The organism is Prevotella communis (assembly GCF_022024115.1).
Lineage (GTDB): Bacteria > Bacteroidota > Bacteroidia > Bacteroidales > Bacteroidaceae > Prevotella > Prevotella communis.
On the sequence record NZ_CP091792.1, the window covers coordinates 743,076 to 766,325 of the forward strand.

Annotated in this window: 15 protein-coding genes and 2 riboswitches; of the genes, 4 read left to right on the plus strand and 11 right to left on the minus strand. The window is 48.9% G+C overall.

Annotated features, from left to right (window positions below; translation table 11 throughout):
• Positions 1–12: 12 nt before the first annotated feature.
• From cbiB to L6468_RS02930, 7 genes are read right to left on the minus strand one after another with little or no spacing between them, the layout of a single operon-like run.
• On the minus strand, positions 13–966 hold the full coding sequence (cbiB, locus tag L6468_RS02900) for an adenosylcobinamide-phosphate synthase CbiB (protein WP_237795003.1): 954 nt from the start codon (positions 964–966) through the stop codon (positions 13–15).
• Entirely contained in the window at positions 959–1,933 is a 975-nt protein-coding gene (locus L6468_RS02905; RefSeq protein ID WP_237795010.1) for an aminotransferase class I/II-fold pyridoxal phosphate-dependent enzyme, read from the minus strand. Before L6468_RS02905 ends, cbiB begins: the two co-directional genes overlap by 8 nt.
• Entirely contained in the window at positions 1,926–3,395 is a 1,470-nt protein-coding gene (locus L6468_RS02910; protein ID WP_237795012.1) for a cobyric acid synthase, read from the minus strand. The genes L6468_RS02905 and L6468_RS02910 overlap by 8 nt, the downstream gene beginning before the upstream one ends.
• Entirely contained in the window at positions 3,392–4,648 is a 1,257-nt protein-coding gene (locus L6468_RS02915) for a cobyrinic acid a,c-diamide synthase CobB (RefSeq protein ID WP_237795014.1), read from the minus strand. Before L6468_RS02915 ends, L6468_RS02910 begins: the two co-directional genes overlap by 4 nt.
• 33 nt (positions 4,649–4,681) lie before the next feature.
• Entirely contained in the window at positions 4,682–5,380 is a 699-nt protein-coding gene (locus tag L6468_RS02920; protein ID WP_237795016.1) for a precorrin-2 C(20)-methyltransferase, read from the minus strand.
• A 5-nt stretch (positions 5,381–5,385) separates the two neighbouring features.
• Entirely contained in the window at positions 5,386–6,651 is a 1,266-nt protein-coding gene (locus L6468_RS02925; RefSeq protein WP_237795024.1) for a hypothetical protein, read from the minus strand.
• Positions 6,652–6,686: 35 nt separating this feature from the next.
• Positions 6,687–8,834 carry a TonB-dependent receptor plug domain-containing protein gene (locus tag L6468_RS02930; protein ID WP_237795032.1) on the minus strand — a complete coding sequence of 716 codons (2,148 nt, stop codon included), beginning with the start codon at positions 8,832–8,834 and terminating at the stop codon, positions 6,687–6,689.
• 44 nt (positions 8,835–8,878) lie between these two features.
• A riboswitch (cobalamin riboswitch) is annotated at positions 8,879–9,066 on the minus strand.
• 67 nt (positions 9,067–9,133) lie between these two features.
• A riboswitch (cobalamin riboswitch) is annotated at positions 9,134–9,318 on the plus strand.
• A 186-nt stretch (positions 9,319–9,504) separates the two neighbouring features.
• Between L6468_RS02930 and L6468_RS02935 the strand changes: the two genes are divergently transcribed.
• Together L6468_RS02935 and L6468_RS02940 are read left to right on the plus strand one after the other, a co-directional pair.
• Positions 9,505–11,664 carry a TonB-dependent receptor plug domain-containing protein gene (locus tag L6468_RS02935; RefSeq protein WP_237795040.1) on the plus strand — a complete coding sequence of 720 codons (2,160 nt, stop codon included), beginning with the start codon at positions 9,505–9,507 and terminating at the stop codon, positions 11,662–11,664.
• Positions 11,651–12,721, plus strand: a complete 1,071-nt coding sequence (locus tag L6468_RS02940; RefSeq protein WP_237795042.1) for a sirohydrochlorin cobaltochelatase — start codon at positions 11,651–11,653, stop codon at positions 12,719–12,721. The genes L6468_RS02935 and L6468_RS02940 overlap by 14 nt, the downstream gene beginning before the upstream one ends.
• A 393-nt stretch (positions 12,722–13,114) precedes the next feature.
• On the opposite strand, the gene L6468_RS02945 is transcribed toward L6468_RS02940, so the two are convergent.
• The 4 genes from L6468_RS02945 to L6468_RS02960 form a co-directional block, all read right to left on the minus strand.
• On the minus strand, positions 13,115–14,119 hold the full coding sequence (locus tag L6468_RS02945; protein ID WP_237795044.1) for a S41 family peptidase: 1,005 nt from the start codon (positions 14,117–14,119) through the stop codon (positions 13,115–13,117).
• 3 nt (positions 14,120–14,122) lie between these two features.
• On the minus strand, positions 14,123–14,878 hold the full coding sequence (locus tag L6468_RS02950) for a DUF3316 domain-containing protein (protein WP_237795046.1): 756 nt from the start codon (positions 14,876–14,878) through the stop codon (positions 14,123–14,125).
• Positions 14,879–14,881: 3 nt separating this feature from the next.
• Complete coding sequence (locus L6468_RS02955; protein WP_237795048.1) at positions 14,882–17,593, minus strand: DNA gyrase/topoisomerase IV subunit A; 2,712 nt, start codon at positions 17,591–17,593, stop codon at positions 14,882–14,884.
• 116 nt (positions 17,594–17,709) lie between these two features.
• The gene (locus tag L6468_RS02960; RefSeq protein WP_237795050.1) at positions 17,710–20,643 is read right to left on the minus strand and encodes a hypothetical protein; all 2,934 of its coding nucleotides are present in this window, start codon (positions 20,641–20,643) and stop codon (positions 17,710–17,712) included.
• Between the two features lie 337 nt (positions 20,644–20,980).
• Between L6468_RS02960 and L6468_RS02965 the strand changes: the two genes are divergently transcribed.
• On the plus strand, positions 20,981–22,522 hold the full coding sequence (locus L6468_RS02965; protein WP_237795052.1) for a glycine--tRNA ligase: 1,542 nt from the start codon (positions 20,981–20,983) through the stop codon (positions 22,520–22,522).
• Positions 22,523–23,122 (plus strand): BamJ family beta-barrel-assembly machinery protein, encoded by a 600-nt coding sequence (bamJ, locus tag L6468_RS02970; protein ID WP_091852321.1) that lies wholly within the window; start codon positions 22,523–22,525, stop codon positions 23,120–23,122.
• The last annotated feature ends 128 nt before the right edge of the window (positions 23,123–23,250 follow it).

Genomic DNA, 23,250 nt, shown 5'->3' on the forward strand with positions numbered 1-23,250 from the left:
ACTGCTGCAAAGTTAGAGAATATTTTTGAGAATGAGGCATATCATAACGAGAAAAACCATCAGCACCTCTGCGATGCGGTTGATGCGAACGGCTCGCTTCATGTCGGTGGTGGTCAGTTCGCGCTCGTTCTCGCCGATATAAGGTTTGGGGAAGAGTTGTCCGAAGTAATAGTGGGGACCTCCGAAACGACAATTCAGGATGCCTGCAAGGGCGGCTTCAGGGTATCCGCTGTTAGGTGAGGCGTGACGTCGTCCGTTCCTCCAGATGAAGCGGAGCAAGCCTTTCCGGGGTGATGCGATTGCCATTAAAAGTGCCGTCAGTCGGGCTGGTATGTAGTTGGCGACATCGTCGATATGGGCAGCCCAGCAGCCAAAGTCCTTATACCGTTCTGTCTTATACCCAATCATCGAGTCGAGGGTATTAATCATCTTATAGGCTAACATGCCAGGCACGCCAAGGACGGCAAACCAGAACAGAGGGGCAATGACGCCGTCGCTCAGGTTCTCTGCGAGTGTTTCCAAGGCTGCCGTCCTTACCTCCTGGGCCGAGAGTGCTGACGTGTCGCGGCCAACGATACGGGCCACTTGTTGTCTGCCTTCTTCCAGAGAACGGTCCACAGCCAGGAATACTTCACGTACCTCACGGATGAGGGTGGTGCCGGCCAGACAGAAGAAGACTAAGATAGAGTCGAAGACCCACCCCCAGCCCCTCCCTGTAATGGAGGGGAGTAAATTGAGATAGTGACGAATGAGATAAGTGATAACAAAAACAGATACGATGAGACCAATGGCTACGAGTGCTCCTTTCAACTTCCGATGACTCCCCTTGTTGAGCCGATGCTCAAAGAAAGCAATGGCTTTGCCGAACCACACAATAGGGTGGGGCAGTTTGGATGGGTCGCCAAAGATAAGGTCGAGAAACCAACCAACGAGCAGGGGCAATATGACAATCATCCAGTTATCCATTTCTTGATGTGATATATTGGTTGATGGCATCTACAAGTGCATCATTCTCAGAAGGTGTCTGTGATGCGATGCGGAAATGGCTGGGTGTTAGACCTTCGAAGTTGGAACAGTCGCGAATGAGAATATGATGCTCACGAGCCAGATACTCTTTAAGGTCATGAGCTGAAGCTTTTTCTTGGCGGCAGAGCATGAAATTGGTCTGAGTAGCTTCAACACTTATACCTTCAATATGACTGAGCATATCTCGTAATCGTTGAGCTTCTGCAAGGTTGGGCCGACAGATGAGTTCGTCATGCTGAAGCAGGAACTTACCAGCCTCAATAGCTAATGAGGATACACTCCATGGGCGCAGGTTCTTTCGCAATTTTTCAGCCAACTGCCTCGAAGTAACAATATAGCCTAAGCGTAGTCCTGGTACAGCGTATGTCTTTGTCATGGAGTGCAGCAGGATAATTTTCTTTCTCCTGATGGCTTCTGCTGCTGTCATGAGAGGTTGGGTGGTGTAGTGTTCGTACGATTGATCTATGACGACCAGATTAAAATAAAACAGAGCGTCATCCAGCTTCCCGGTAGAAAGCATGAGTCCTGTGGGGTTATTGGGATTGCATATCCAGATACTATTCTTACTCTTTGTGTAAGGGGAGAATATTTTGCAGGCATCGGCATATTCGCTGAATGTTGGCTGCGGTATGTGCGGCTGATAGCGGAAAGTCTGGGCTATAAGGTAGATGGCCTCAGTAGCACCACTGGTGACGATAATATTCTCAGGACTGACGTTTTCACGCTCAGCGAGTTTTTCTTCCAGTGACCATGCCTCAGGCTCTGGATAATGCGCTAACAACTCTGGGCGTTTTGACAGATAGTCTGTTACTGCCTGGCAGGCAGCTGGATTCTGGCAGATATTCGACGAAAAGTCGCTCTTGATGCCTTCATACTCATATATATCGTCACCGTGTCCTTTAATCATTGCTTGAGAGTATTTGATAGATGCGTTCTATATCCACATACTGACGTACGTGGGCAGCCAGTTTGTTGTATTGCTCCTCCTTGAAATCGCGATAAGAAACAGCCCTCTCACCTCTTCGCTCTAACTTCTTACCTCTTAACACATACTCAATAACTGCTGCGTTGTCGAGGAAGCCGTGGATGTAGGTGCCGATGCAATGGCCGGACTGCAGGATGGCCTCATCGGTATCGCTGACACCCTGATGAATCTCATAGCCCTGACATGTCTGTCCGTCGAATTGGAACGTGACCTGCTTCGTGGTCTTGTCAGCTCCCATGGTGGTGTGGATAGGCAGCAGACCGAGTCCCGGCAGATGCTTGATGTCGCCTTCGATACCTTCCGGGTCGTCGATGGTCTGACCCAACATCTGATAGCCTCCGCAGATGCCGATGACCATCTTCCCGTCACGATGGGCACGCTGAATAGCCTGCGCACATCCGTTGCGACGTAGTTCCATGAGGTCGTCGAGGGTTGACTTCGTGCCAGGCAGGATGATAATGTCCGCCTGACTGATGTCTTGCGTGTTGTTGGTATAGAAGAGGTTGACGCGTGGGTCGCGTTCCAGCGTGTCGAAATCGGTATAGTTGCTGATATGGCGTAGCAGGACGACGGCGATGTTTACCTTTCCCTCTGCCAGTTGCTTGCGCTTCTTCTCCAGACTGACGCTGTCTTCCTCCTCGATAAAGATATCCTTGTAATAAGGAATAACACCAAGAACCGGTACCCCACAGATGTCTTCCAACATCTTTCTGCCTTCATCGAAGAGACGCATATCGCCCCTGAACTTATTGATGATAACGCCCTTGATGAGTTTGCGGTCCTCTGGCGATTGAAGCATGATACTGCCATAGACGCTGGCGAAGACACCGCCCCGGTCTATATCGCCTACTAAGATGACATCTGCCTTGGCATGGCGAGCCATCGACATATTGACCAGGTCTCTGTCCTTCAGGTTTATCTCTGCAATACTGCCTGCGCCCTCCATCACAATGGGGTTGTAGCGTGAGGCAAGACGGTCGAAAGCGGCATGGACCTCTGATTGGAAGTCGATGGGGGTGTTGGGCTTCGTGGGATTAATGGGCGATTTTTGGGTGGGACGCCAATAATCGTACGCATCCTTATTGCCAATGGGTCGCCCATTAAGAATGACCTGCGAGGTGTGGTCACTTTGGGGCTTCAGCAATAGCGGGTTCATGTCCGTATGACAGGGAATGCCTGCTGCCTCAGCCTGTACGGCCTGGGCACGTCCAATCTCCAGCCCCTCTGGCGTGGCGTAGGAATTAAGCGCCATGTTCTGTGCCTTAAAGGGTGCAGGCTCGTAGCCATCCTGCTTGAATATGCGACAGAATGCTGCAGCAACGATGCTTTTGCCTACATCGCTACCTGTACCTGCGAACATGATGGGATGGAGAGATTGTTTCATATTTGATAGAGGTGCGTATAGCTTGCTAATACGTTTTTATATCTGAATACTGGCGTCGCCACAGGTTCACCTTTGGCATTATAGACCTGTGTGACGCTTTCTGGTGTTTCTACGAATTGGGTGTAATGGAATTCATGTCCACGATATTCCTTGCCATCGAGTATAAAACGGCGATAACCCAAGGATAACTTGCGGTCTGCCTTGCGTGCTGTGATGGCGTAGGGCAGAACACCGCACATGGGATATTCGCCCTCGTCGGTGATAATTTTTTCACAGAGGTACATCATCCCTCCGCATTCTGCAATGATGCGTCCTCCCTGTTCAGCATAGTCTCTGATTGCCTTTCTGCAGGCTTCGTTCCTGACTAAGGCTTCTACATGCTTCTCTGGGTAGCCGCCTGGCAGATAGAGCAGGTCGATACCTTCCAGCGAGGGTATGTCTTTTTCTGGGTCAAAGAAACTGACGGAGGCAAATGAGTCGATGATTTCCTGATAAATGAAACTGAAACTTTCTGCATTGAGTGCGCAGCTCACTTTCAGTCCGTCGCCTTCGGACGCACAGTCCGTCGCCTTCGGACTCACAGTCCGTCGCTCTCGGACTAACGAGGAACAGATGCTTTTCCAATCGATATGTGACTCTATCAAGTTGATGAGTTCCTCGTTTTCTGTTTTTTCAGAGAAGTCCAGCCCCAGGTAGCGTGAGCCTTGCTCCAGCGAACTGTTTTTGGGAAGATAGCCAAAACAGGTAATCTGCAAATCGTCGCATACCTGACGGAGCATCTCAAAATGTCTTGATGACCCCACCTTGTTGAATATCACACCTGCGATATGCACGTCCTTTCGGAAGTTGATGAAGCCTTGCAGCAGTGGTGCCATAGAGTAGGCAGCACTCTTGGCATCGACAACCAGGATGACAGGCAACTGCAGAATGCTGGCAATCTCGGCCGAGGACCCTTTATCGCGCTCATAGCCATCAAAGAGTCCCATCATCCCCTCTACGATACATACATCAGCCCCTTTGCCATAATGCTCAAAGAGATTGCGTACATGCTCAGGGGTAGTCATGAAAGTGTCCAAATTGATGCTCGGACGACCGCATACAGCTTTGTGAAATTTTGTGTCTATATAGTCTGGTCCGCATTTAAAGGGTTGTACACGATAGCCCTTCTGCGTGAAAAGAGCCATCAGGCCGCGTGCAATGGTTGTCTTACCACTGCCGCTGGTAGGTGCTGCTATGAGAAATGCGGACTTCATACAGGTGACAAAGGTACAAAGTTTTTTGCGAAATCAGGCAGGATAGATGATGCAAAGTGAAAAATAGGGAAATTGACGAGACTGAATCTCGTCAGACAATGAGGTATGATAGGCTTCGGGCGTGCCTACATTTTCGAAGTAATGACAAACGGTTTGTGGGTTCCGACGCAGGAATTCTTTGACTGCCTCCTGACATTGTGATAGTTTCATCACGACAACCACATGATTGCTGTCTAATAGCTGATGAAGCGTCTCTGCGTCAGCATCGCCTGGCAGAATGGTGAGTCGCTGCTGCTGACTGACTAAGGACAGCCCTGCTGAGGCTGCGGCGGCAATAAACGAAGGGATGCCTGCCGATTGTACCACAGGAATACTTGCTTCCTCTAAGCGTTCCATCACATAATGGATAGAGGCATAGATGCTTACGTCGCCTTCAACAGCCACCACGATGCGTTGCCCTTCATGATAGAGCCTGACGCAATCCGCAAAGATCCTGTTGTAAACCAAAGATACCGCTTGACGGTCTTTGAGCATGGGTAGCTCATAGACCATCAGGCGGTTGTCGTCGCACCACTCGCTGATAATGTCTGTGGCGCGTGATTTCATTACACCCTCATTGTTTCTTGTCGCAGGCACCATCACCACATCGGCATCCTTCAAGGTCTTCACGGCTTTGAAGGTCAGCAACTCAGGGTCGCCGGGGCCTAGCGATAGGAAAGTGATAGGCGTCATACGTCTTATTTTTCAAAGAAGCGAATCTGGTCGAAGTAAACGCCGGTGGCCAGTTTTGAACCAAGGCTCACGTTGCCAGTAGCCACATCGTAGATATAGATACGGTTCTCTGTATCGTTGCTCACACCGAAGTAGGCCTTGTTCTCCTTGGCGTTATAGACAGAGCGCTGAGAGAAGCTGCCTGCGCTATAGGCGATATCCTCACCGTTATACTGCAGTCGGGTGGCCTGCTTCGTGTCGAGGTCTACGATAGAATAATAGTATGCTACATCCTGAATACCTGTGCCCACTGCGTTGTCGCCGGAGTAGACAAGTGCCTTGTTGCCACCCAGATACTGAATGGTCAGGATCTTACCTTTGGTGTCGGGGAATGCATTGTAACCCTTTTCGAAGTCGTACTCACCATTCTTGATGCGCAGCAGCTGACCGTAGTTCTTCTTGCTCTTGGTGCTGAAGGCGGTAAGATAGAGGTTGTCGTCCTTATCAAAGAAGATGAAGTCCTGGAGCAGTTCGCCGTAAGCAGAACCCTGCATCTGAGCAGCCTCACTGTTGATAATCTCCTGCTCAACGGCCATCGTCTCAGGATTGATGACGGCAATGCGGAAGAAGGGTTCGTTGGTGCTCTTGTTGCTTCCGCTGGTCAAGCCCTTGTTGTTGTAGAAGTAGAACAGTTTTTTGTCGCTCTTACGATAGGTTAGCAGACCGCTGGTTGACAGCACGTTATAGCCTTCGGCCACTTTGATGCCGTCCACCGTTCCCTCATTAATGATGCTCATGTCCTTGACGTTCAACTTCGTCCAAATCACCTTGGTGTGATCTTCTGATGTTGACATGATAAGCAGGGTGTTCTTGTCGAGCCATGCGTGGGTGTAGTTACGTGGTGTGTAGGTGTTCTTGTCGAATCTCTGCTCCTGTACCACCGTCAGTTCGTTGTTCTTCAACTGCAGTTTAGAGAAACGGTCCATTGAAGAGGGCACCTGATACATGAACTCGTCGTCGTAGATGCTTTCAATTGTGTAGTCGGCAATCTCAACACCCTTGCCGTCGAACGTGATAGTCGTGTCGGGGTCGCTCAGCGAAGCCACGCTCAGTGTCACGTGGGTCTCTGTTTTTGCCATACCACCATGCTTTCCTACTGTAATAGTCAGGTCGTAGTGGGCACCTTTTGATGAGCTGGAAGTACCGTTGTCATCATCTTCAGAACATGCTGTAAAGGCAGCGGTGATCATCAGTACTGCCATCAGCGAATGAAGGAAACTTAGTTTTTTCATTTTGTCTTTTGAATTTAAATTAGTTGTTATATTGTTTATTGTAATAATAGCCTGAACTTGGCGAACAGTGTGCGACCTGGTCTCTGCAACTTATAGTTGTCGTAGGTCGTTGCATCAAACAGATTGTCGCAGTCTATCGAGACGCTATATCTGTTGCGGCACCATGAATAGGTGATATTTGCACCTATGGTATTCTTTGTCGGAATGCGGGCTTTGGTACTCTTGCTGCCGTAGGCCTCCCACGACAAGAAGAACCAATGGACCCATTGATAGTCGGCACTCACGGTCAGGTGGTCTTTTTCTTGGAAAAGGTCGAAGAACGAGTAGTGAGCTTCTGTCGATGCGAACAGCCAAGGACGGTTGGGCACGCGATTGTTGAAGGTGGCATTGGGCTGCCCGTTAGTCAGGTATTCCTGACGGTTGCGCGCATCTTGCCAACTCATGTTGCCCACTATCTGTAGGCGCTTATCCCAGTTGTAGCGCACCTCTCCCTCAATACCTTTGATATGCACGGCAGGTTCGTTGGTGTATTGCATCATACCTTCTTTCTCGGCTATTTGTGGTTGGATATAGTTGTCCACAAATCGCAGAAAACCATTGGCTTCATAGTAAAAGGTGTGTTGTCCGTATTGCAACGTACCAAAGAGACCTAGGTTTAGGTTGTCGCTACACTCAGGCTTTAATGCCATATTGGCGTAGATAGTAGTACCGTTGCCCAACAGTTCTCTTGCCAGGGGTAGTCGAACACTATGTTCGTAGCTGGCTTTGATGGCCAAAGGTCTGATAATTTCAAATCGGCTGCCTATGCCTCCACCAATGTTGTTCTGGGTGTTCGAACCGGTCACGTCTCGCGAGTTGGTCAGGAAAGCCAGGTCTGTCTGTTCTACTGACAGATAATTGATATAGTCTTTCACAAAGAAGGTGTTGTACCACCGCCCTTGCATTAACGACTGGTTATAGGCCAGTCCGATGATATGCTTGGCCAGTACGTCATTGGCAGGCTCAAACTCCTGGTCCACATCATCCCAGCGGTTGTTTCCTGTACGATTCAGCGCATAACTGATGTTCAGCATGTGTTCGTCAGAGAATAGGTAGTTCAGTTCGGCTCGCGCATTCGTCATGGGTCGCTTAATATGCCTCCGTTTGAAGTTTCTGCCGTTCAACTCGTTATGTCCGCTGACTATATAGTCGCCGTTCCAGTCGTACTGGCGGTGAGCGGTATCTGTGGCGATAGAATGGTCCCAGGTGTGAGAGAACGAGAAGTTGGCATTGAGACCTTCCAACAGGAACGCGCGTTTCTGATAGCGGGCGCCAACGCTCCAGGCTTTTGTCTGTTTATCTGCCATACCGATGACACGTGTCTGCACCTGTCCTGTCTGCAGTTCTTTATCCGTCTGCTGGTAGGATGCGCTGACAAAGAACTCGTCTGTCCACCATTTATCCGTAAAGCCCACTTCCACCTGTCCTAACAATGAAAGGTAGGCATCGTGAAAACGCTTGCGGTCTTGTGGCAGGAACTTTCGTGCCGTCTCGTCCCAAAGTTCCACGCCTTTCATTGTATAGTCGTTCTTCGAGTAATTGATACCAAGGGTAGGGCGGATGGTCAGTCCGTTCCTGAAGATATACTGCGCGTTGAGGTCGGCTTTATGGGTATGGAAGGAACCCATGCCATACGACGCATCGAGGTAATTGGTCTTCTTGCGATTAGTCACCACGTTGACGGCTCCTCCCAAGGCATCGCTACTGAGCCACGTAGGTACTACACCTTTATATATCTCTACACGGTCAATCATACTGATGGGCAGATTGGCCAGTGTGACGCCAGAGCCTTTTGTGTCGAGAGGCACACCATCGATGAAGTATCTCACGGCATTGCCAGACATTCCGTTGATGCTCAGGTCGAAGTCGCTGCCCAGTCCACCTTCCTCGCGTATCTTCACACCTGCTGTATGGTCAATCAGACTGTTCAGGTTGCTGATACTGCTTATCATCGAACGTACGTCGATGGCATTCACGGTAAGAGCCCCCTCGCGCAGTTGCTGTGTCTTGCTCTTACCCAAAACGGTAACGTTGTCAAGTATCACGGAGTCGCGCATCGCGTTCTTTCGTGACTTTTGGGCAAAGGAAACCGCTGCGACCATAAGCCACAGTGCAAGCATCAGCAATAGTTTCTTTCTTCTCACTTTCTTAACTTTCTTCCGAAACCCTATTCCCGGGGCGTTCGTGTCAATGTTCGTAATGACTGGCAGGTTTCCTGACTCTCTCCAAAAAAGCCTTCCTTCCCGATTGCCTCAGTGGATATCTTAGGCTTTTCATAATGGAGATTACAGTAGCGGGCACTGTTCAGGTCTTTCACCTGATTCCCTCTCTCCCCCTGTGAACCACAGGGAAATCACCAAATCGGGTGCAAATATACGAACTTTTTCCTGAAATAATGTTTGGTTTTCAAAAAAAGTTGTATCTTTGCACCCGCAATGTCATACGTGACACTGCCCTGAAAGGTTCGCTTAGCCGCGATTAATTGGGAACTGGAGTGTGAATCTCCGACTGTCCCGCAGCAGTGAACTCCATTATGACTCCTAAGCAAGCATGCCATTGCCCGTTTGGACGAGAAGGCGCTTGGGAGCGGAGGAAAGTCTGAAGACCAGCCTTTTACAGGAAGAAAAGTCAAATGCTCTCGATGTAAGGGCGTGCGACGCAAGTTTTGTTTTTTTTGTAGAATCAACGAGGGCGCAGGCCTTCATTGTACGTGTATACGTGTATTATTATATAAGTTCATACGGAGGCCGTCCTGTCGGGAGATAGCACGTCCTCTTTTTAAAAAACGAAACAAAGATGCTGATGAGGCAATTAATGATAACTGGATTCATTCTTTTGGGGATGGTCTCTTTTGCTGAAGCTCAGGAACCCATCAAGGGCGACTCGTTGCAGGAAGTGGTGGTGACAGGCACTGGCACCCATCATCTGTTGCGTACGGCTCCAGTCCAGACTGAGGTTATCACCCGTCGTGACCTGGAACAGTATGGCGGACGCAGCATCGAGGAAATTCTCAACGGACTATCTGCCAGTTTCTCCTTCAATGAAGACGATATGGGCAGTCAGATGCAGATGAATGGTCTGGGCAATTCCTATATTCTTGTCTTGGTTGACGGCAAACGCCTGCATGGTGATAATGGTGGTGAGAATGACCTGGGACAGATTAATCCAGCCCGTATTGAGCGCATAGAGATTGTGAAAGGTGCGGCGTCAGCGCTCTATGGCTCAGATGCTATTGCTGGCGTTATCAATATCATCACACGAAAGCAGGAAAGCAATCTTCAGTTGGAAAACGAAACGCGTGGCGGATCGTATGGTGATTTCCGCCAGCATAATACTCTGGGACTTACATTCGGCCCTGTTCGCAGCATGACGAACTTCCATTTCCGTCATTCTGATGGCTGGAAAAATTTCTCGATGGAGGCACCCGAGCGTTATGGTGGACGCATCATCACGAATACGATGAATAAGACTGTCAGCAAGAACCAACTGTGGCAACTCTCCGAGCGTCTTTCCGTAGAACCGGCCAAGGGGATGGAGGTCTATGCGGAGGGAATGCTCTACCATAAGCATATCTATCACCCGCGTGGAGGTGATTCCGAGGTGGCTCATTATTATGACCTGTCATACGATGATGCAGCTGCCGCTGCGGGGTGGTCGTGGCGGATGAATAATGGAGACATGTTGACAGCCGATGTCACTTGGAATCGTCATGCCTATTATTACGACTACACCTCACTCAATGGTGTTATCGATGAGACGGATCCCTCGCCTTATGCTGCTATCTATTTTGATGGCGACCGTATCCTGCAGTCTGACCAGCGCAGGATGATGACCCTACTGAAAGGTGTGTTCTCGTTGCCGTATAGTCAGCGTCTCAGCGTAGGTTATGATTATCGTTACGACTGGCTGAAAGCTCCTAATCGTGTGGCCGGCGGTACTGCTACCGACTGGACTCAGGCACTTTATGCGCAGGATGAGTGGTCGCCTCTCGACAATCTGAATGTGACAGCCGGCTTGCGCTTGGATCATAACCAGCAGTTTGGCTTGCATCTCACGCCAAAGATTAGTGCCATGTGGAGTCTTGGTGATATGACGCTGCGTGCTTCGTGGGCACAGGGATTTAAGTCGCCCACGCCCAAGGAACTGCATTATCGCTATATGAGCACGATGGCGGGCTTGTGTCTGGGTAATACCAGTCTGAAGCCCCAGACCAGTAATTACTTCTCTTTGAGTGCAGAGTATCGTATCCAGCAGGTGAATATCAGTCTGACGGGCTATTATAATAAGGTGGACCATATGATTAGCCTGGTGAAGATACCTCTTTCGCAGGCACCTGGCGAGTATATCGTCCAGTATCAGCCGCAGCTGGTGCAGCAGTACAAGAACCTGGAGGATGCCTATACCACCGGTCTTGATGTCAATGTGAAGTGGAATGCCACTAAAGAACTCTCTTTTGGTGGTGGCTATAGCTATCTGCAGGCTCGTGGTAGCGTGTATGATGAGGACACGGAACAGTTCCGTCGCCTGACTATCAATGGCACGGCCCATCATAAGGGAAATGTCTATGCTACATGGACAAAGACCCACCCCCAGCCCCTCCCTGAGAAGGAGGGGAGTAAGATGCTGCGTCCAGTCAGTAAGGGCATCGGTCTTTACGGTCGTGCATCTACCAAGCGGTATTACGAGAAACATGGTGATGGCAAGGGATATATGATATGGCGTCTGGCTCTTCGGTATAATGGGATACTAACTACTCCCCTCCTTCTCAGGGAGGGGCTGGGAGTGGGTCTCGAGGCTGGCATCGACAATATCTTCAATTATGTGGATGATACGCCTCATGGCCGTCATGTAGGCACCACTTCCGCAGGTACTACTGTCTATGCCTCATTGATTGTTCGTTTTAATCATGGTAAGAAAATCAAATATAATCAACATTATTCAACTTTAAAATCAAATCACAATGAAGAGGATTAAGTTTCTTTTGATGGCCTTCATGGCTATGACATTGAGTGCTGGTCTCGTGGCTTGTAGCGATGACGACAAGTCAAGTAGTAACTTCGAGAAGTACATGAAAGCTGTAGATTCTCAGGTAAAAAGCAAAAAGGCTAAGAGTGGCAATAAGAAGGCGCTCCTGCTGGTGGCTTTCGGTTCTACCTGGGAGAATGCTCACAAGACTTTTAAGGGCATCGTTGCCGACTATGAGAGTGATGCTTCTTTTAAGGACTATGATGTCTATTTCGCATTCACCTCTGCTATCTGTATCAATCGTAGCCGTGAGGGCGAGCACTATGCCAGTCAGGATTTCTATGCTCCCAACTACTGGTTGGAGGCATTCGGTCGTCAGAAGTATGAAGAGGTGCGCGTGCAGTCTTTGCATGTCATCCCTGGTGAGGAGTTCCTCCGTCTGCGCGACTCTTACATCAAGGATTTTAAGAATAATGTCTATGGCGACCTTGATGGTCAGTATCTGGAGGAGGGCGTGAAGGTCTTCGTTGGCGGTCCTCTGATGGCCGAGGAAGACGATGTTGAGGCTGTTGCCACAGCTCTTGACGACCAGTTCAGTAAGTATGTTGAGGGTGATAACGTGATGGCTTTCTTAGGTCATGGTAACCCTGAGGGATATAACTATGGTAACGGTAATATCCGCTACAACCAGTTGGAGACTGCCCTTCAGAAGAAAAATGCCAACTATTTCGTAGCTACTGTTGACCAGGAAGATAATCTGCTCGATGACCTCTATCAGCGTATGCAGGAACAGGGTAAGGTGAAGCAAAATGTGACATTGACCCTTCATGCTCTGATGTGTATCGCCGGCGACCATGCCCACAACGATATGTCAGGTATTGAGAACGAAAACGATAGCTGGCGCGAGTTCTTCGTTGAGAAGGGTTTCAAGTGTCAGTATGATGGCAACGATGCCAATGCTTTAAACAACTGTATTCTGAAGGGACTGGGCGACTATGCCGCTATTCGTGCTATTTGGAAGCAGCACACGAAAGATGCTGTTGAGATGTTTGCTGAGGAGGAATAACACAGATAACATAATCTACTATTTATATATTCAACGAACTCGGGCCGAAAAGCAGTGATGCTTTCGGCCCGATTCCTTTTTATCTCTTAATGTTTCTTTTTTGGGGGGGATTCTGTCTTTTTACAGACAGTAGATAGAACCTTTTGCAATTAATTCATTAGCTTCGTTCCAATTCTTTGTGATGGTCTTTACCATCTTCTTTGCAATCTTTTTCATTTTCATTTCCTTTCTTTTAAATCCATCTGACCCTTTGTCAGAGGCGCATCAATAATCTGTTATCCTTTGTTTGAGACTGCAAAAGTATCACTTTTTCTTGATGTGGGCAAGAATTTGTTCTACTTTTCGGTAAGAAAAGCCTGTTATAGTGACTTAAATCAATTGCAAGGCGTGCTTTTATTGGACTAGTAACTGGCGGGCAAACTCTATCAGCGTATCTTTTCCCTTCGCAAAATCCTCATCAGTTTGCTGGACGTTATAGTCGGGCTCAATACCAAATTCCGCAGATTCTTCCTGTGCATCATACATAGGTACGGCAGAGAAACGTACAGTCCATCCGCATGGCAGACTGCTGGTGAAGGGCATACCGGCACCACCACCAGTGTGATCTCCTACCAGGCGTACATTGGGAAGCGTCTTCATATAGACCGCAAACTCGTTGGCTGCGCTATACACACGACGGTTGGTCAGTACGACAGCGGGCTTGTTCCAGCGTACATTGGCTGATGGCTCCAGATAGCGTGCCTCCTTGTCGGAGAAATCCTGATGCCCGGGGCCGGTCTTATGCTGATAGTAGCCCACGAGCGTTTTCTCCTGACAGAAGCGTGCTGCCAGTTTCTCGGCATTGGTCAACATGCCGCCACCGTTGCTCCTGATGTCAATGATGAGGCCCCTGCAAAGAATCATGTGCGACAAAGCCTCGTTCAGGTTGCCCTCGCCTATGGGGTCGCTGAAACTCTCGTATCGGATGTAACCGATGTTGTCGTCCAGTATCTTATAGGAGATACCGGAGGCAATCTGATAGTCGGTACCCATATAGCGACGTATCAGCGTGTCGCTGAAATTGGTGGGGTAGTCCTCGAACCATGACCAGTAGCGACCGATGTCGTGGGCTGCGCTGAGGTTGACATGTCCGTCGCGCAGTTCGCCCAACATGTCGCATAGCACTTCAAACTGCTGTTTCCTTGTCAGTTGGCCTTTTACGCGCTCCTTGTATTTCTGGTGTACGGCATCCCAGTCCAGTCCGTATTCCTGTTGCTTGTAGTCCAGAAAACAGTAATGCTCATCAATAATCTTCCACAATGCCTCCATATTCCCTTGTGGGGTGTCGGCAAACTCCTCCTCGTCAACGCAGGAAATGAAAAGGGGTATCAGACAGAATATATACAAGAGTTTTCGCATACGTTAGAATCCTTTGGCAATGCCTATCATGAGGCGATGTGAGTAAACATGCTGCTTCAGGTTGTTGACCTGCAGTTGCTGATAGTCGCCCAGGTAGCCCAGTGTCAGGGCCGTCTTCCTGTTGAATTGCCAGGCTACCGTCAACTGCTGGCGAAACGAAGGCGCAGATATGAAGGTGGTGGGCACCACGTTGCGGTCATAGTTGCCCAACGAGAATATCTCGTAGTACGACTGTCCGTAGTTGGGACTGAACACGATGCCCGCCAGCGGCAGGTCCAGTTCATAGCGGAATATGAACCGGCTGATGTTGTAGGTGGCAATACCTGACGGACGTGCCTGCAAACCCAGTCGTGCCTGGGCTGGGTTGTTAGAGTTCTGCGTGTTGTAGATAAAACCCAGTCCGAAGTCGCCAAGCAGTCCTGCCTGTAGCTTCAGGTGGTTGTAAAGCAGATGCCAGGCACGGTAGCGACCGATATAGAGGTTGTAGATACCCTCCAGTTCAGAACAATCCTTCGAACGGTCTTTCACTTGCGACAGATTGACCTGATGCTGCCATATGGTTGACCAGTTGGCATCAGGCTTGGCATGCTCGTTGACATTGAGGAATGTCAGGCCTGTGCCTTTGAATTTCTCTTGTGTCAGGTAGGTATCCAGAATGTGGGTCGTACCCATACCAACCTGGTAATTGCTTTGGGCATTGGCATAGCCAACACCCAATGCCCAGCAGGCAATACCTAATACGAAACCCCTGACATTCATTACTTACGCTTCATCATCAAAGAGCCTGAGCTGACCCGTCATTTCGTCAACAACCTGCTGCTGACTCTTACCTGCATCCGGATCGAGGTCTTGCTCTTCCTGAGTTTCCTGATTGTCTGTATTTTCAGAAGCCTCTGGCTCTTCAGGGAATCTTGTAGGCTCCAGTTCTACGATACTCTCTATCTGATAGGTACTGATACGCTTACCCTTGGCTTTGAAGCCCTTGACGGCAATAAACTGCTCGGCATCAATCTCCTCAGAACCACGGAACTCGTCAGCACCACCGTAATTCACCTGGATACGTGGGTAAGCCACGTCGGTGAGCAGTACCAGCTGCGACTGTGCATTCTCGCCCAGATAGTTCTGCTTACGCTTGGTGGCCTCCATCTGGAAGCGCTTCAGGTAGGGATAGCCCTGGTTGTCGGCATCAAAGAGCACACAGGTCCATATCTTGTCGGCCTCAAATTTCTCGATGCGCAGGATATTCTCTTCGTAGTGGTTGTTCAAATCGAAGTTGGTCAGATAGAACTCACCACTCTTCAGTACTACCAGGATCTGGTCCTCATCGAAGAACTCGCCTAGCAGTCTGCCGTGCTCGTCGTAGTTCAGACGGTTTACATCTGGGTCGAACCATACCTTGCGGCCACCCAGCGTAGAATGTCCCTGACTCTTCAGCGTGATGCGATGAACGGGGAATTTCGTCAGGATATTACCCTTAGAAGTACGTCCCTTGATGTCGATAGAGGCAAACGAGCGCTCCAGGAACAGACTCATGCGAGGATGGTCATTGAGCACGGCGGCATCGAGCGTCACCTTGATAACCTCAGCCTCACCATTGGGGTTGGCTGTGAAGTAAAGCACACGTGTACCAGGTGTGCCCATGGTCAAATCCACCTCACGGTCGCGTGTGATACCCGTCACGTTGAAACGCTTGATATAGCATGTGCCCACCTTTCCGTCGCGGTATATCATATTATAGATAGTGCGCTTGTCGTTCTTCTTGAACACGCCCAGCCATATGATGTTCTTGCCTACGAAGAGCTTTTCAGCTACGCGTACCACCTTGAACTTACCGTCACGATAGAAGATGATGATATCGTCGATGTCAGAACAGTTGCATACAAACTCGTCTTTCTTCAGTCCCGTTCCGATGAATCCCTCGCTGCGGTTGATGTAGAGCTTCTGGTTGGCTTCTGCCACCTTGCTTGCCTCAATGGTGTCGAAATTGCGGATCTCCGTGAGTCGTGGATGAGTCTTTCCGTATTTATCCTTCAGGAACTGGAACCATGAAGCCGTTACCTCTACCAAGTTGGCCAGGTCGCGGTCAATCTCCTCTATCTCGGCCTTGATGCGGGCCATCAGCTCGTCGGCCTTCTCCTTATTGAATTTCAGGATGCGCTGCATCTTGATTTCCAACAGGCGCAGAATATCGTCTTTCGTCACCTCACGTACCAGCTGTGGATAGAAAGGCGTGAGTCGGTTGTCGATATGCTCACAAACCTTGTCTACGTTGGGCGCCTCCTCGAATTTCTTGTCCTTATAGATACGTTCTTCGATGAATATCTTTTCCAGAGAGCAGAAATGATACTGCTCCAGCAGTTCGTTCTTGCGAATCTCCAGTTCCTGACGAATCAGGTCCTTGGTACGCTCTACGCTATGGATAAGCACATCGCTCACCGTCAGGAACTGAGGCTTATCATCTTTGATGACACAGCAGTTGGGCGAGATGTTAATCTCACAATCCGTGAAGGCATACAGGGCATCGATGGTCTTGTCGCTGCTGACACCAGGAGCCAGATGTACCAATATCTCTACCTCGGCCGATGTCAGGTCGTCCACACGACGTGCCTTGATCTTACCCTTCTCAATGGCTTTGGTGATGCTTTCGCAAAGCGTTGACACGGTCTTGGTGAAAGGCAGTTCGCGGATGACCAGTGTCTTCTGGTCCAGTTTCTCAATCTTGGCACGAACCTTGACCACGCCACCACGCTGTCCGTCATTGTATTTTGATACGTCGATGCTGCCACCCGTCTGGAAGTCAGGGTAGAGATGGAACTCCTCGCCATGCAGGTAACTGATAGCTGCATCGCAGATTTCACAGAAGTTATGTGGCAGGATCTTAGACGACAAACCTACGGCGATACCTTCGGCACCTTGCGATAGCAGCAACGGGAATTTCACAGGGAGCGTGATAGGCTCCTTGTTACGTCCGTCGTAACTGAGCTGCCACTCGGTGGTCTTGGGATTAAACACCGTGTCCAAGGCAAACTTAGACAAGCGTGCCTCGATATATCGCGGAGCAGCGGCACGATCGCCTGTCAGGATGTTACCCCAGTTACCCTGCGTGTCAACCAGCAGGTCTTTCTGGCCCAGCTGCACCAGGGCATCACCAATAGAGGCATCACCGTGAGGGTGAAACTGCATGGTGTGACCCACGATGTTGGCCACCTTGTTGTAGCGTCCGTCGTCCATACGCTTCATTGAGTGAAGGATACGGCGCTGTACGGGTTTCAGTCCGTCCTCGATATGAGGCACGGCACGCTCCAGAATAACATACGAGGCATAATCCAAGAACCAATTCTGATACATACCGCTCAGGTGATGCACCACCGAAGCGTCGAAACGGTTCACGGGCTTGTAATCAGAGTGACCCTCTGACCCTTGCTCTTCGTCATTAATTTCAATCAATTCGTCGTCTTTCTTTTCGTCGTCCATTGTGTATTATGGTTTTCGGTTTGTCTGCAAAAGTACAAAAAAAAACTGAATATCTTCGCAAAATGCCGAGATATTCAGTTTTTTTTAAGAAAAGCCTCGTAGGAAGCTTCCACGTATTACTTGATAATCACTTTCTTTATCTTCAGAGAGCCATCGGCCTGAGGCAAGCGGACAATGTTAATGCCTTTGCGGAGTTTTGTCTGGCGCATACCGTTGATGTCGTAGATTTCAGATGTAGTAACGGTCTTCTCTCTGATATAAGCAATGCTGGTGGGAATCTCCTCGCTGTCGTAGCTCAAGCGGAAGTTGTCTACCTTGAACCATCCCTGGCCGCGAAGGTTGCCGTCGCCGTTGGGGTCATCCTCACCGTTCTTCACACCATTAATATTGATACCGTTGGTGCGGAAACCGATGGTCATCGTACTGTCGGGACCTACGCCAAACGTTACTGACATAGGATGAAGCAGAGAAGAATTAGCATCACCCATCAAGCCGTTTGTGCAAGTATATCCGGCATAAGTTAACTCAGCGGCATTGATTGCGTCGGCAGGCATATTCAGTTCGCTATAAGCTTCAGGCGTGCCCCACATCTGTACGCAGTTGTTGGCGAAGATACGCTGTGTGGTGGTGTTGTCGTTGGCCCAGTTGTATTCAACCATCACGTCGGCTTTCAGTGTGTAGGTACCTGGAGGCATATTCATAAACGTCTGACTGAGTTCTACCTCAGGTATGTTTTCATTCCAGATGCCCCAAAGATACTCGCCATCAGTGGGTTGCTTTGTTGCTTCTGTGCCGTTGTCAAGGGTGACACTGATATTATCTCCCTTGTTGATAGCGCACCATCCGCCGCTTACGGTTTGGGCAGCCTCACCGTCAACATATAGGTTCCATCCCTTAGGTGCGTTCTGTGCACCACTGTCTGGGATGTCGTTCTGGTTACTCAAATCCTCGAAACTCGGGTTTTTCAGAACAAACGTGATATCACCCAATGCGATAGCTGTGGCTTTGAGTTGTTCAATGCCGTCTTCCAATTGCTTGATACAAGCCTTGATTTGCTCTTCGTTGGCATTGCCATCCTCGTAGATGTCATAAATGTCATAAAAGAGATCCTCAAAACTGTTAGCGCTTGCGCTATGTTCATAGATCTTAAGGTTCTCTTCACTCTTCACAAGAGCGGCTTTTAACTCACTATACACATCGGCAGAACGTTTTGCTTCGGCATAGATGTTCTTGATGGCTGTGAAAGCTGTGATAATCTGCTCTAATGTGCTTTTGTTGTCGATTTCGTATTGTTCCAGTATATTTCTTGCTTCTTTGTAAATCGAGGTCCCCATCTTGTTGTTGAGAAGTTGTTCCAGAGCTTCAGCGAAATGTACGTAGATGGCAACAGCATTGTCGGACGAGAATTCTGTCTTTTCAATGCGGAAGTTGTCAACTTTGAACCATCCGTCGCCACCAGCGCCGTTGCCATTGTCGCGCAATGCTGCAGCATAGTCACCATTAGTGCGCACTCCGAAGGTTAAGGTGCCGTCGTAGACCAGTGCCTCGACGCTCATCTCTTGCATCTGACGGTCGGTAATAGGCTCTACCAGTTCTGCAAAACGGTACACCTCAGACTGGTCTAAGCGTGTCTCATCATATTCGTCTTGAGATGCGAAGTAGGTAGAGTTTAGGTTACCGAATATGCGCTGTGTGGTACGGCGTGAGCCACTGCCGTTAGCGCCTACCATCAGGGCGGCCCTAACAATGTATGTTCCGTTCTCCAATCCGCTGATGGTCTGTGAGATTTCGTATTCCGGAATACCGCCATTCCAGATTCCGAAAGCTAGATTTCCGTCTTTGGTTTCGCCTTCAGAGTCATCGTTCACACCATGCCAGGCGGTAATGCCAGCAGCTTTTATCTCGTCAACTGTGGTTACCTGTTTACCTTTGATAAAAACATTCCATCCTGTGGGAGGCGCAGCAATGCTTGAACTCTGTGAACCATTTTGTGCCGACAGATCCTCGAAGCTCATGTTTGTTCCCAGGACAGTCAGATCGCCAGAGCCCTTGGCATAGGCCTCTTCGGCGGCCTTCAGCGTGCTGACTGCTGCATCGAGGTCGGCATTGGCATTGTTGAAGCTGCTTACTGCGTTGTTGATAGCATCTGTAAAGGTGGCATCGTTGTCGTTACCCAGCAACTCAAGGGCTTTCTGAATTTCATCATAAAGATCGGTGTAATGTTTGATGATGGCTGCTGCGGCCTCATAGTCTGTCTCGTCAAACTCTGCTTTCTGGTAGTAGGGCAGGGCAGCGTTGATGGCATTTTGGAAGCCCTCTTTGTACATATCATCCTCAAGGTAGTTATCCTCAATGCCTTGTAGAAGTGAATAAAGTCGAACCTTTTGGTTGAATGATGCCAGATTGGTGGTAGTCTCAACGAAAGCCCAGTTCTGGGAAATGGTGTTCAGTGGTACGGGTAAGTAGCCGTTTTCATCTGTAATAGGCTCATCGTATTCGTTCTTCTGAACACCTCCATAGTAGTCGGGGAACCATTGGTTGGAACTCTCAGAGATAACAACAAACTCATTGCCGTTGTTCAGGTGCAGATAGCCGCCAATGGTCTTTTCGTTGCCTTGACCCTCGCCAGCTTTCAACTTGTAGAAACCGGGATAATCGCCTTCTGTCACTTCCCATTTCACGGGTTCCTCAAGGTTGGCATTCAGGTTGTCTGTGCCACTTGGAATACCCACGAAGTAAGTGGTGGTGATTGTCTCTTCATTTTCGCCTTTGGAATCGACGTCAATCGTAAACGACCATGTGTTGTCGTCGTTCTTAACTGCCTTGAAAGCTGAATTCTTGATGTTGTCTGCATTGTAGGGCTGTAGATAGAATGCACCGTCCCACGATGTGCGTGTCCAAAAATTAGAGGGATTAGAACGACTTGTCAAAATGTAAACCTTCCCATCCTCTGGTGCTCCACCGATGGCAGGAAACTCAATGGCAGATGCTGAAACTGAGGTAACAAGAGCCAAAGCCAGCAATGCCTGTTTTGCGTAGTTTTTCTTCATGCTGATGTGATTTTAGTTTATTGTTCTTAGTTATATATTGTAAAAACAGTTGCAAATATACACTTTTTATTGTGAAAAAACATAGTTTTACAAATAATTTTGTATTTTTGCAACCAAATTTATAGAAATTTATAACATTGCCTAATGGTGTCAATGCACGTATGGTGATTGGTGGTGATGAAGAAGTTTTATAGTCTCTGGGATTGGGAAGGTGAGGATGGTGAGGCTTATTGACGGCTTTTTTGACCCCTTTAACTCCCTTTAACTACTTGTTATCCCTTTAACTCCTCAAAATATTGTATCTTTGCACGCAGATTTCTAGAAATTTCAAATAATTATGGCACAAGAAGACGTATTTAAGAAGATTGTATCGCACTGTAAGGAATATGGTTTTGTATTCCCCTCAAGTGAGATTTACGATGGTTTAGGAGCCGTTTACGATTACGGTCAGAACGGTGTTGAGTTGAAGAATAACATTAAGCAGTATTGGTGGAAGGCTATGACGATGTTGCACGAGAATATCGTGGGTATCGACAGCGCCATCTTTATGCACCCGACAATATGGAAGGCTTCTGGTCACGTGGATGCTTTCAACGATCCCTTGATTGATAACCGCGACTCTAAGAAGCGCTATCGTGCTGACGTGCTGATCGAGGATCAGATTGCCAAGTACGACGAGAAGATCCAGAAGGAAGTGGAGAAGGCTCGCAAGCGTTTCGGCGACAGCTTCGATGAGGCTAAGTATATGGAGACCAGCGAGCGCGTGAAGGAGACTAAGGAGAAGCGCGACAACCTGCACGCACGCTATGCTGCTGCCATGCAGGGGCCTGACTTGGCAGAACTGAAGCAGATCATCCTCGACGAGGAGATCGTGGATCCCATCAGCGGCACGAAGAACTGGACTGACGTGCGCCAGTTCAACCTGATGTTCTCTACCGAGATGGGGGCCAGTGCAGATGCTTCGATGAAAATCTACCTGCGTCCTGAGACTGCTCAGGGTATCTTCGTGAACTACCTGAACGTACAGAAGACCGGTCGTATGAAGATTCCTTTCGGTATCGCCCAGATTGGTAAGGCTTTCCGTAACGAGATTGTGGCTCGTCAGTTCATTTTCCGTATGCGTGAGTTTGAGCAGATGGAGATGCAGTTCTTCGTACAGCCTGGTACGGAGCTGGAGTGGTTCCCCAAGTGGAAGGAGACCCGTATGAAGTGGCACCTGGCACTGGGCTTCGGTGCTGAGAACTATCGTTTCCACGACCACGAAAAGTTGGCTCACTATGCTAACGCCGCTACCGATATCGAGTTTAAGATGCCGTTTGGCTTCAAGGAGGTAGAGGGTATTCACTCTCGTACCAACTTCGACCTCTCACAGCATGAGAAATACTCTGGCAAGAGCATCAAGTACTTTGATCCTCAGACCAACGAGAGCTATACTCCGTATGTCATTGAGACCTCTATCGGTGTAGACCGTATGTTCCTGAGCATCATGTGCCATGCCTTTGACGAGGAGAAGCTGGAGAATGGCGAGACACGTACCGTACTGCGTCTGCCTGCTGCTCTGGCACCTGTCAAGTGTGCTGTGATGCCTCTGGTGAAGAAGGACGGTCTGCCCGAGAAGGCTCGTGAGATTATTGACCAGCTGAAGTATCACTTCGCCTGCCAGTATGACGAGAAGGACTCTATCGGTAAGCGCTATCGCCGTCAGGACGCTATTGGTACACCATACTGCGTCACCGTCGACCACGACTCGCTCGTTGATGGCAAGGTTACGCTGCGCTTCCGCGACACCATGGAGCAGGAGCGCGTGAACATCAGCGATCTGAACAGCATTATCGAAGATAAGGTGAGCATTGCTTCTCTGCTGAAAAAATTGCAGTAAATGAAAAAGTATATCCTATATCTTTTCGCTATGACGATAGGTCTTGTAGGCCTGTCGTCATGCAGCGAGGAGGCTTCTGAGGAGGAAGAGTACGCTAACTGGAAGAATCGCAACGAGCAGTTCCTTGCTTCTTTGGCCAATGACTCGCTGAAGCAGTCTAACTGGCAACGCATTAAGTTGTTCTCTCTTGATCCTAACACGGAAGGTGCAGCTTCTGACTATATCTATGTGAAGAAGATTTCTAATGGAGAAGGTACGGAGATGCCAATCTATACGGATTCTGTCCGCGTGGTCTATCGTGGACGCCTGATCCCCTCGAAGTCTTATCCTAAGGGCTTTATCTTTGACAGTACAGTCTTTGGCGAGTATTCTGTCAAGACCGCCTATACAAAACGCCAGGCGGTGTCGAATACTATCTTAGGCTATGCCACGGCTTTGCAGAATATGCATAAGGGCGACTACTGGCGTGTCTATATCCCCAGTGAGTTAGGCTATGGCACATCGGACTATAGCACCATTCCTGGCTACAGCGTCCTGGTGTTCGACCTGACCCTGCTTGATTTTTCTCCTGTTGGTGAGGCTATGAAGCCTTGGAGGTAATTCATATATGAGATAAAAGAAAAAGGCAATCACTTTACTTGGTGACTGCCTTTTTTTCTTGCACTTCCATAGACTAAACCAAAAAATATTACGTTTTCTTTTTGACTTTTGCCTTTCTTGGTTGTATG